Origin of the sequence: Sphingomonas sp. ABOLH (assembly GCF_003951715.1) — a bacterium.
GTDB lineage: Bacteria > Pseudomonadota > Alphaproteobacteria > Sphingomonadales > Sphingomonadaceae > Sphingomonas > Sphingomonas hankookensis_A.
On record NZ_QQWV01000071.1, the window covers coordinates 1 to 10,727 of the forward strand.

Consider the following 10,727-nt stretch of genomic DNA (forward strand, 5'->3'; position numbering starts at 1 on the left):
TCCTTGTCGATGTCCGGGCGAAGCTCTTTAGTATCTGTCTTCCAGCTTCGCCCGACCATGGATCATCGCTGACTCCGAGCCGTGGCGGCGGTGTGAACATCAGCCGGTACAGCGTGGGGTTTTCCAAATGAAGGATGTCGAGCATATGCTGGCGGCGGCCGACCGGGGCGGCAGCGCGGTGGTGATCGGCGGTGGGCTGCTTGGGCTGGAGGCTGCACACGGGCTCAGCTTGCGCGGCATGAAGGTGACCGTGCTGCACATCATGCCGACGCTGATGGAGCGGCAACTGGACGAAGCCGCCGGCTGGTTGCTGAAGACCGCGCTGGAGGCGCGCGGGCAGACGATCCTGACGGGGGCCGACACCGCCGCAATCGTTGGCGACGGCAGGGTCGAGGCGGTGCACCTGAAGGACGGGACGGTCATCCCCGCCGATCTGGTGGTGATGGCGGTCGGTATCCGCCCCTCGGTCGCACTGGCGCGCGAGACGGGGCTGGACGTCGGGCGCGGGATCAAGGTCGACGACCATATGGTGACGAGCGATCCTAACGTTCTGGCGGTCGGCGAATGTGTCGAGCATGACGGACAGGTCTATGGCCTCGTTGCGCCGCTGTGGGACATGTGTCGCGCGCTGGCCGACGGGCTGGTCGAGGCACCCAGCGGCTACAAGCCTGCTGCCACCTCGACCAAGCTCAAGGTAGCCGGGCTGGATGTGTTCTCCGCAGGTGATTTTTCGGGCGGCGACGGCGCGGAGGACATCGTGCTGCGCGACGCCTCGCGCGGCATCTACAAGCGGGTGGTGGTCAGGGACGACCGGATCGTCGGTGCGGTGCTCTATGGCGATACCGCCGATGGCAACTGGTATTTCGACTTGCTCAAGAAGGGCGAGAGCGTTGCCGATATCCGCGACGCCCTGATCTTCGGTCAGGCCTTCGCCTCGGGAGGGGGGCAGGCGGACCCTAAGGCGGCCGTTGCGGCGCTTTCCGACGATGCGGAAATCTGCGGCTGCAACGGCGTGTCCAAGGGCAAGGTCTTCGCGTGCATCGATGGCGGCGCGCACAGCCTCGACGCGGTGCGATCGGGGTGCAAGGCGTCGGCGAGTTGCGGGTCGTGCACCGGTATCGTCGAGAGCCTGCTGGCGCTCAGGCTGGGCGGCGAGGTCGAGGCAGGGCCGAAGACCATGTGCAAATGCACCAGCTTCGGCCATGACGACGTGCGTCGGGAGATCGTCGCGCAGGACATGCGCTCGATCCCCGAGGTGATGCAGAAGCTGCACTGGTCGACGCCCGACGGCTGTTCGTCGTGCCGTCCGGCGCTCAACTATTATCTGCTTTGCGCGCTGCCGGGCGAGTATAAGGACGATCAGCAGAGCCGCTTCGTCAACGAGCGGATGCACGCCAACATCCAGAAGGACGGGACCTATTCGGTCGTGCCGCGCATGTGGGGTGGCCTGACCAACCCGACCGAACTGCGCGCGATCGCCGATGTGGTCGAGAAGTTCAACGCGCCGATGGTGAAGGTCACCGGCGGCCAGCGGCTCGACATCTTCGGGATCAAGAAGGAGGACCTGCCTGCCGTCTGGGCCGATCTGAACGCCGCCGGGATGGTCAGCGGCCATGCCTATGGCAAGTCGCTGCGCACGGTGAAGACCTGTGTCGGCAGCGAATGGTGCCGCTTCGGCACGCAGGATTCGACTGGCTTGGGCGTCAAGATCGAGCGCGCGACCTGGGGGTCGTGGATGCCGCACAAGTTCAAGATCGCCGTGTCGGGCTGCCCCCGCAATTGCGCCGAGGCGACGATCAAGGATTTCGGCATCGTGTGTGTCGACAGCGGCTATGAGCTGCATGTCGGCGGCAATGGCGGGATCAAGGTCCGTGCCACTGACCTGCTCTGCAAGGTCGCGACCGAGGCGGAGGCGATGGAGATGTGCGCTGCCTTCATCCAGCTCTATCGCGAGGAGGCACGCTATCTTGAGCGGACCGCACCTTGGATCGAGCGGGTCGGGCTGACCTACATCCAGTCGCGGCTGCTGCCCGATGCGGATGCGCGGGCCGAACTGGCGCGGCGATTCGTCCATTCGCAGCAATTCTCGCAGGACGATCCGTGGGCGGCGCGCGTCGCGGGCGAGGAGCGCGAAATCCATACGCCGATGGCGCGCTTTCAGCCCGTGGGAGAGATGGCATGATCGGCGAGTGGCTCGATATCGGCTGGGTCGAGGAAATCCCCCTGCGCGGCAGCCGCACGGTGCAGGTTGATGGCGGCGACGATATCGCGGTGTTCCGCACCGGCGAGGGCAAGGTGTTCGCGCTGCGCGACCGTTGCCCGCACAAGCATGGCAAGCTGTCGCAGGGGATCGTCCATGGCGGCGCGGTGGCGTGCCCGCTGCATAACTGGAGGATTTCACTGACGACCGGCGAAGCGCTGGGCGAGGATCGCGGGTGTACGCCGACCGTGCCGGTCAAGGTGAGCGGTGGACGGGTGCTGATCTGTCGGGCTTCCACGTTGCAGGCGGCGGCGTGAGCGGGATTGGAAAAGCCCTCACCCGGAAGGGGAGGGGGGCGGGTGTCTCACCGAGGCAAGCGCTTGCGGGAACGCCCCTCTCCCAACCCTCTCCCCTTCTGGGAGAGGGCTAGATGACTGTACGCACCACCTGCGCCTATTGCGGCGTCGGCTGCGGCATTCGCGCGACCGTCACCGGTGAGCGCAGCGTGCGGATCGAGGGCGATCTGGACCACCCGGCCAATCGCGGGAAGCTTTGTTCCAAGGGCACGCACCTGGGCGAGACGGTCGGGCTGGAGGGGCGGTTGCTCCATCCGATGATCGGTAAGCGGCGGGCGAGTTGGGACAAGGCGCTCGATCAGGTCGCGCGCCGGTTCCGCGAGACGATCGAGCGGCATGGGCCGGGCAGCGTCGCCTTCTATGTCTCGGGCCAGCTGCTGACCGAGGATTATTACGTCGCCAACAAGCTGATGAAGGGGTTCATCGGGTCGGCGCATATCGACACCAATTCGCGGCTGTGCATGTCGAGCGCGGTGGCCGGGCACATGCGGGCATTCGGCGAGGATGTCGTTCCGGCATCCTATGACGATCTCGACGTCGCCGACCTGATCGTGCTCATCGGGTCGAACACCGCATGGTGCCATCCGATCGTCTATCAACGGATCCGGGCGCGCTGCGATGCGGGCGCCAGGCTGGTCGTGATCGATCCGCGCCGCACCGAGACCGCCGAGCAGGCCGACCTGGACCTCGCCATCCGGCCGGGCAGCGATGTGGCGTTGATGAATGGGCTGCTGGCGTGGTGTCGCGAGGCGGGGGCGCTCGATACCGATTTCCTCGACCGGCATGTGATGACGCCCGACGGCTTTTGGGAGCAGGTGGGTGAGGGCAGCGACCTGTGGTCGGTTGCCCGGGCCTGCGATGTGCCTGCCGCCGATCTGCGCCGCTTCTACGAATGGTTCGCGGCGACTCCGCGGACCGTGACCATGTTCAGCCAGGGGGTGAACCAGTCGCTGACCGGCACCGACCAGGTGAACGCGATCATCAACGTCCACCTCGCGACCGGGCGTATCGGCAAGCCCGGCGCGCAGCCCTTTTCGATCACGGGGCAGCCCAATGCAATGGGTGGGCGCGAGGTCGGCGGGCTCGCCTCGACGCTGGCGGCGCACATGGATTTTGCCGAGGAAAACCGGGCGCTCGTCCAACGCTTCTGGGCGTCGCCGACCATGGCGACCAAGCCGGGGCTGAAGGCGGTCGACCTGTTCCGCGAGCTGGGCCATGGCCGGATCAAGGCGTTGTGGGTGATGGCGACCAACCCCGCCGTGTCGATGCCCGATGCGGGGCGGGTGCGCGAAGCGCTGGCGGGGTGTCCGTTCGTGGTGGTGAGCGACGTGATCGCCGACACCGATACGTCGGCCTTTGCCCATGTCCGGCTGCCGGCGGCGGCGTGGGGGGAGAAGGACGGGACGGTCACCAACAGCGACCGGACGGTCAGTCGCCAGCGGGCGCTGTTCCCGCTGCCGGGCGAAGCGAAGCCCGACTGGTGGATCATCAAGGAAGTCGCCCGGCGCATGGGGTGGAAGACCGCCTTCGCCTACGACCGGCCGGCGGAGATCTGGCGCGAGCATGTCCGGCTGTCGACCTATCGCAATGACGGTAAGCGGCTGTTTTCGCTGGCCGGGCACGGTGCGGGCGGCAATGCCGAGTATGATGCGATGACGCCGTTCCGGTGGGGGGGCAAGCCGTTTGCGGATGGGCGCTTCCCGACCGGGGACGGGCGGGCGAAGTTGGTGAAGGTTACGCAGAAGGCGATTTCGGAGCCGCTCAGGGACTGGCCGCTGACGCTGAACACCGGGCGGTACCGGGATCAGTGGCATACGATGACGCGGACCGGATTGGCGCCGAAGTTGGCACGGCATCGCGAGGAGCCGCTGGTCGAGGTGCATCCGGACGACGCCCGCCGGCTGGAACTGGTCGATGGCGGCCTGGCGCGGTTGGCGACGCCGCAGGGGGAGAGCCTGTACCGGGTGCAGGTCACCGACAGCCAGCGGCCGGGCGAGCTGTTCACCCCGATCCATTGGACCGACCGGACGTCGAGCGGCGGGCGCACGGGGTTGCTGCCGCGGCCGTTGACCGATCCGGTTTCCGGCCAGCCGGGGTTCAAGTCGACCCCCGCCAACATCGGCGCGGTTGCCACCGAATGGCGCGGCTTCCTGATCGTCGCGGGCGAGCCGGTGCGCCGTCCCGACTGCCTGTGGGCGACGCGGGTGGCGGTGCCGGCGGGGAGCCTGTGGGAGCTGGCCGGCAATGGCGATGCCGCGCGGCTGGAGGCGTGCCTGCCGGCCGGCGAGCGGATCGAGGCGGTCGACCGGGCGCGGGGCACGCGGCGGATCGCGGTGCTGGCCGAAGGGCGGCTGGTCGCCGCGCTGTTCGTGACCGAGCGCGGGGAGCTGCCGAGCCGCGACTGGCTGATCGGGCAACTGAGCGAGGCGCAGGCCGCGCCGACGGTGCTGGCCGGACGTGCGCCGGGCGCGGCGGTCGATCGTGGGCCGATCATCTGTTCCTGTTTCGATATCGGCATGCGGACCATCGTCGCGGCGATCCGGGATCAACGGCTGGCCGATGTCGCCGCGATCGGCGCGGCGATCGGCGCCGGGACCAATTGTGGATCGTGTCGCCCGGCACTCGCCCGCCTGCTTACCGAGGAGAAGACCCATGCCGCATGACGATTTTCCCGCCGGGTCGGTGTGGCTGGTGGGGGCGGGGCCGGGCGATCCCGACCTGTTGACGCGCAAGGCGGCGCGGCTGATCGGCGCGGCCGAGGTCGTGTTCTACGACGCATTGGTCGGGCCGGGCGTGCTCGACCTGATCGCGCCGGGTGCCGAGCGGGTCAGCGTCGGCAAGCGGTCCGGGCGGCATTCGAAGGATCAGGGAACGATCGATGCGCTGATCGTCGCCGCCGCGCTGTCGGGCAAGCGGATCGTGCGGTTGAAGGGCGGCGATCCGGCGATCTTCGGCCGGACGGCGGAGGAGGTTGCCGCCTGCAACGCCGCCGGCGTCGCGGTCCGCATCTGTCCGGGGATTACGGCGGCGAGCGCGGCGGTGGCGTCGGCGGGCACCAGCCTGACGCTGCGCGGGATCGCGCGGCGGCTGACGCTGGTCACGGCGCATGCGCAGGCGGGACAGCCGATCGATCTCGACTGGGACGTGCTGGCCGCACCCGATGCGACGCTGGCGATCTATATGGGGCGGGCGGCGGCGGCGACGGTGGCGCAGCAACTGATCGCGGCCGGGCGCGCGGCGGAGACGCCGGTGCTGGTGGTGGTCAATGCGTCGTTGCCGGATGAACGGATCATTCGCGGGCGGCTGTCGGCGCTGGCGTTTCTGGTCGAGGCGATCAGTGCGAGTGATCCGGCGGTGTTGATCGTGGGGGAGGCGGTGGCGGGGGGCGCGCCGTCGAGGGTCGCGCGGGGGACGGCACTTTCGGTCGTCGGATAGAGCGGGCTAGCAAGTATCCTCCCCGGTACGGGGAGGGGGACCGTCGCCGGAGGCGATGGTGGAGGGGATTCATTGCGCAAAGCAACGGTGCCGTATGCGGACGCCCCCTCCACCATGCTGCGCATGGTCCCCTTCCCCGTGCCGGGGAGGATCCGTTGCTCGCGGAGCATTTCGCTGGAAAAGCGGGACCCCGGGTCAAGCCCGGGGTGACGTTTGGCGGGAAGGGGGCACCGCCATGCCGAAGGGCATGGCGGTGCTGCGCAGGTCAGTTGCCCTTGGCGCCCGGCGCTACCGCGCCCTCTACACTGCCGGCCTTCACCTGCGCGGTCGAGGCGGCCAGCGCGCCGCCGATCGGTTCGGCGCGGCCGCCGAGGCATTTGGCGAGGAAATTCTCCGCCACCGCGTTGAAGGCGATGTTGTTCGCCGGGCGGGCGAAGCCATGGCCTTCGTCGGGAAAGACGACATAGGTGACCGGAATCTTCTTCGCCTGCATCGCGGCGACGATCTGGTCGCTTTCGGCCACGTTGACGCGGGGATCGTTGGCGCCCTGTCCGATCAGCAGCGGCCGCTTGATCGCATCGGCATAGGTCAGCGGGCTGCGTTCCTTCAGCAGCGCCTGACCCTCCGGCGTGGTCGGATCGCCCATGCGGCGGTACATCTGCTGCTTGCCCGCCTCCCAATAGGGCGGAATGGTCTTGAGCAGGGTGAACAGGTTCGACGGGCCGACGATATCGACGCCGCAGGCGAACTTGTCGGGCGTCATCGTCAGCCCGGCGAGCGTCGCATAGCCGCCATAGGAACCGCCCATGATCGCGACCTTGTCGCTGGTCGTGACACCGCGCTTCACCGCCCAGTCGACGGCGTCGATCAGGTCGTCGTGCATCTTGCGGCCCCATTGCCGGTCGCCGGCCTGCACGAATTTCTTCCCGAACCCGGTCGAGGCACGGAAGTTGACCGACAGCACCGCATAGCCGCGATTGGCGAGCCATTGGTGATAGCCGTTATAGCCATAGCTGTCGCGGCCCCAGGGTCCGCCATGGACGAGCAGCACCATCGGCGTGGCGCCGGTCGCGCCTTTGGGCCGGGTCAGATAGCTGACCATCGACAGCCCGTCGCGGGTCGGAATGTCGACCGGTTCCATGCCGACCAGCGGTGCGCCGACCAGTTCGGGACGCGGGGTGTAGAGCGCGGTCAGTTTGCGGGCGCGACGGTCGTAGAGCCAGGTGGACGACGGCGCGCTGACCGGATCGAAGGTGACGAGCCATTTGTCGTCGGCATCGGTGCGGGTGCCGATATAGAATTCGCCCTTGTTCTGCGCCTTCAGGAAGGCGAGGTCCGCCTTCACCGCTTCGCCGACCGGGACATATTCATTGCGGTGGAAGTTGACGGAATACGCCTCCACGACGCCGGTCTTCGGATTGGTCAGCCCGGCGCCGACGTCGGCCCGGTCGCTCGCGCCGATGGTGGTGAACTTCCCGGTCGCCATGTCCTGCGCCAGCAGCGCGACGGTATCGCGGCCGCGGGCGTCGCCCCAATAGAGCGTCTTGCCATCGGTGGTGAAACCATAGGGGATGGTCGTCGAGGCATCTTCATAATCGACGCGGGTGAAGGGGGTCGCCTCCACCTTGTTGTCGGTCACCCGGTAATAGTCCATGCCGCTGTCGGCGCGCGGCTTTACGGCGATGCGCACGCGCAGCTGGTCGTCGGTGATGAAGCCGGCATAGCCGTCATTCTGAAGCACCGGCGTCAACTTGCCGGTGGCCAGGTTCAGTTCCTGTACGTCGTGCCAGCGCGGGTCGCGATTGTTGACGCCGAGGAGGATACGGTCCTTGATCGTGTCGGACATGCCGATGACCTGCACGGTCGTCTTTTCGAACGGAGTCAGCGCCCGTTGCCGGCCGGTCGTCAGGTCGACGCCGTAGAGCAGGAAATTCTCGTCGCCGCCCTTGTCGTTCACGAACAGGATCTGCCGCGAATCCGGCGACCAGAAATAGGATCGGATCGGGCGCTTCGTCTCGGCGGTCAGGGCGCGGGCTTCGTTCGGGCGGTCGACCGGCGCGACCCAGATGTTCTGCACGCCCCCCTGCGGCGCGATGAAGGCGAGCCATTTGCCATCGGGCGACAGCCGGCCGTTGGTGCGCGTGGGGTTGCCGAAGAGCTTGGTACGCTCGATCAGCGGCACGTCGCCCGTCGGGGCGGCATAGGCCGCGCCCGCGATCGACAGCAGTGCCGCCCCGCTCAACGATCCCAGCAGAATTGACGTACGCATGGCCTTGTCCCCCCGTTATGTAGTGTATTGCCAGTACACCACACCCTTTCCGGGGCGGCAAGGGGATATCGTTATCGAAACGGACGGCCGGTTACCCGCGGGGTCGGGCCGTCGGTGTGGCCTGCCCCGTCACGACCCAGCGCAGGATCAGAGCGGCGTTCCGGCCTGACAGTGCTCCAGCTCGACCGGATCATGGGCACACACGATGCTGAAGTCGCCCCGTTGGTCGACGGACAGGGCGCGCAGGCGCTCCTGGTTCGCCATGCGGCGATCGGCATCGGCCTGCATCAAGCGCTGATAGGCGCGCAGCCCGGGGGTGCAGCGGCGGCGCGCCCGACGCATCTCGCCCCGGTAGAAATAGGCGTCGCCGGCGTGGAGCAGCCACCGGCCGTCATCGCCGCGTACGGCCACCCCGGCATGGCCCCAGCTATGCCCGGGTAAGGGGACGAGGAGGATGTCGGACGGTAACCCGTCGAGATCGCGGACCGCGTCGAAACCGAACCACGGCTCGCCCGGCGCACCATAGCCGCGCCAATGACGGACGTCGTCGAACTGGCGCGTGCGCCAGCGATTGCGCGCGACGATGCCGGTCTTGGGTCTGGTCGCGTCGTCATATTCACGCTGCATGACGTGGACGGTCGCGTGCGGGAAATCCTCCAGCCCGCCGGCGTGATCGAAATCGAGATGGGTCAGCACGATGTGCCGCACGTCCTGTGCGCGAAAGCCGAGCGCCTCGATCTGGCGAATGGCGGTTTCTTCCTCGCGCAGGCGGATGTTGAGCAGCATCCGCCATGGCAGGGTGATGCGCGGATCGGGGCGGGCATGGGCATGGGCGACGTCGCGCAGGCCATAGCCGGTATCGACCAGTACCAGCCCGTGCGCGTCGGTTTCGATCAACAGGCAATGGCAGACGAGATGGCCGAGCAGCCCGTGGCTGCGCCCGTCGAACAGCGCCCCGCCCAGGGGGCAGTCGCTGCCGCAGTTCAGGTGATGGATTCGCATGGACGCGGTCCTTGGCAAAGGGGCGGGGATGGTGAGGCATCCCCGCCGGTCGCGTCAGCCGATCTGCTGGTCCTGTGCGCCGCTGTCAGGGCGCGCGGGACCCAGCACCGGTTCCTGGCCGAGCGGCTTGTTCTGGAACACGGTGAATTCGTCGCGGCCGTCCATCGTCGGGCCGGCGGTCCAGCGCCCTTCGGGGTACGTGCCGTCGACCGAGGTCGCGTAGAAGTTATAGTTGTTCGCCTGATCCTCCATGTCCTGCGGGAAAGAGTTGGGGACGGGCAGGTTGGCCGAGGCGCCGCCCAGTTCCTCCAGCACGGCCAGCCATTGCTGCTGGTGCATGGTGTCGCGCGCGATCATGTAGTGCAGCATCTTCTTCATGCCGTCGTCGTCGGTCGCGTTGAACAGCCGGACCGCCAGCACCCGCCCGGTGCTTTCCGCCGCGACGTTGCAGTACATGTCGGCGGCGACGTTCCCGCTGGCATAGATGTGGCTCATGTTGAAAGGCACGCCGTCGGAATCGATCGGCATTGCCGCCAGGCCGCCCGTCAACAGGTTCTTGTGGATCATGCCCTCGATCGACGCCTTGGCGCTGCCGCCGCCCATGACCGCGCCGACGATCGAGTCCGCGGCACCTTCCTCCTGCACCGACGCCGGTGCGGTTTCGAGGTTCATGGCAACCGCGGTGGCCAGCATCTCGATATGGCCGATCTCCTCGGTCGCGGTGTGGAGCAGCATGTCGCGATAGGTGGTGGTGGGCGCGCGGTTGCCCCATGCCTGGAAGAAATACTGCATGCAGACGCGAATCTCGCCCTCGACCCCGCCGATGGCCTGTTGCAGCATCCGCGCGAATGCCGGGTTGGGCTTGTCGACGGTGACCGGGTACTGCAGGCGCTTGTCGTGATAGTACATGATGCTCTCCACGTTCGTGCAACGTCTGGGGTGGAGAACACCTGGCGGCTGACTAAGTTGTTGTAATATTTACCTGATGCAGGTTACGAAGCGGGGGGTCCGGCGGATCTTGCCGGGCGCGGGGGCGGATGGACGGCGCTGGGTGAGGCGCCGTCGGCGGCGCCGCAAACCTGCCTCTTCGCACAGCGATGGAACTTTTTTGAGAAAGTTTGTTGACAGCAAAGTTTCACCCACCTAGATGGAGCTCACCGCAGCGGTGGCCGACACGGTCACCGAGGCAGACAGCGACCTGAGGCGACGCCCCAAACCTTCCGAAAGGCAGGCTAGGAAGCGACGCCGGTATTGTTGTCTAGTTCTTTGATATTGTTGATGTAGATGAAGGGACATGTGGGCGGCGGCTTGCGGTCTGGGCCATTCAAGGTGGTTTTGGATCGTTTAAAGTTTAAGCTGGCTCGTATGTCTCGTTACAACCACCAAGATTGTAATGTGCAGAGCCGGCTCCTTGAAGTGAGCTGAGTGTGTTGGGTTATTCCACCTGGCATATTTGGAACATCAA

Annotated in this window: 7 protein-coding genes; 4 read left to right on the plus strand and 3 right to left on the minus strand. The window is 67.0% G+C overall.

The window, feature by feature from the left end; genetic code table 11:
• Positions 1-127: 127 nt before the first annotated feature.
• The 4 genes from nirB to cobA all read left to right on the plus strand — a co-directional run bounded on the left by nirB (position 128) and on the right by cobA (position 5,991).
• A complete protein-coding gene (gene nirB, locus CA237_RS18675) occupies positions 128-2,182 on the plus strand; it encodes a nitrite reductase large subunit NirB (RefSeq protein ID WP_241215557.1) in 2,055 nt (684 codons plus the stop codon).
• Positions 2,179-2,517: a nitrite reductase small subunit NirD gene (gene nirD, locus CA237_RS18680; RefSeq protein WP_066689873.1), complete on the plus strand. Its 339-nt coding sequence runs from the start codon at positions 2,179-2,181 to the stop codon at positions 2,515-2,517. The genes nirB and nirD overlap by 4 nt, the downstream gene beginning before the upstream one ends.
• A 113-nt stretch (positions 2,518-2,630) precedes the next feature.
• Positions 2,631-5,219 carry a nitrate reductase gene (locus CA237_RS18685; protein ID WP_126015211.1) on the plus strand — a complete coding sequence of 863 codons (2,589 nt, stop codon included), beginning with the start codon at positions 2,631-2,633 and terminating at the stop codon, positions 5,217-5,219.
• The gene (gene cobA / locus CA237_RS18690; protein WP_066689875.1) at positions 5,209-5,991 is read left to right on the plus strand and encodes a uroporphyrinogen-III C-methyltransferase; all 783 of its coding nucleotides are present in this window, start codon (positions 5,209-5,211) and stop codon (positions 5,989-5,991) included. Before CA237_RS18685 ends, cobA begins: the two co-directional genes overlap by 11 nt.
• A 265-nt stretch (positions 5,992-6,256) precedes the next feature.
• Here the strand turns inward: cobA and CA237_RS18695 are convergent, their stop codons facing one another.
• The 3 genes from CA237_RS18695 to CA237_RS18705 form a co-directional block, all read right to left on the minus strand.
• On the minus strand, positions 6,257-8,260 hold the full coding sequence (locus CA237_RS18695; RefSeq protein ID WP_066689876.1) for a S9 family peptidase: 2,004 nt from the start codon (positions 8,258-8,260) through the stop codon (positions 6,257-6,259).
• Positions 8,261-8,407: 147 nt separating this feature from the next.
• A complete protein-coding gene (locus CA237_RS18700) occupies positions 8,408-9,262 on the minus strand; it encodes an MBL fold metallo-hydrolase (protein ID WP_126015213.1) in 855 nt (284 codons plus the stop codon).
• A gap of 54 nt (positions 9,263-9,316) precedes the next feature.
• Positions 9,317-10,171, minus strand: coding sequence for a manganese catalase family protein (locus CA237_RS18705; RefSeq protein ID WP_066689878.1), 855 nt, complete (start codon positions 10,169-10,171; stop codon positions 9,317-9,319).
• Positions 10,172-10,727 lie beyond the last annotated feature (556 nt).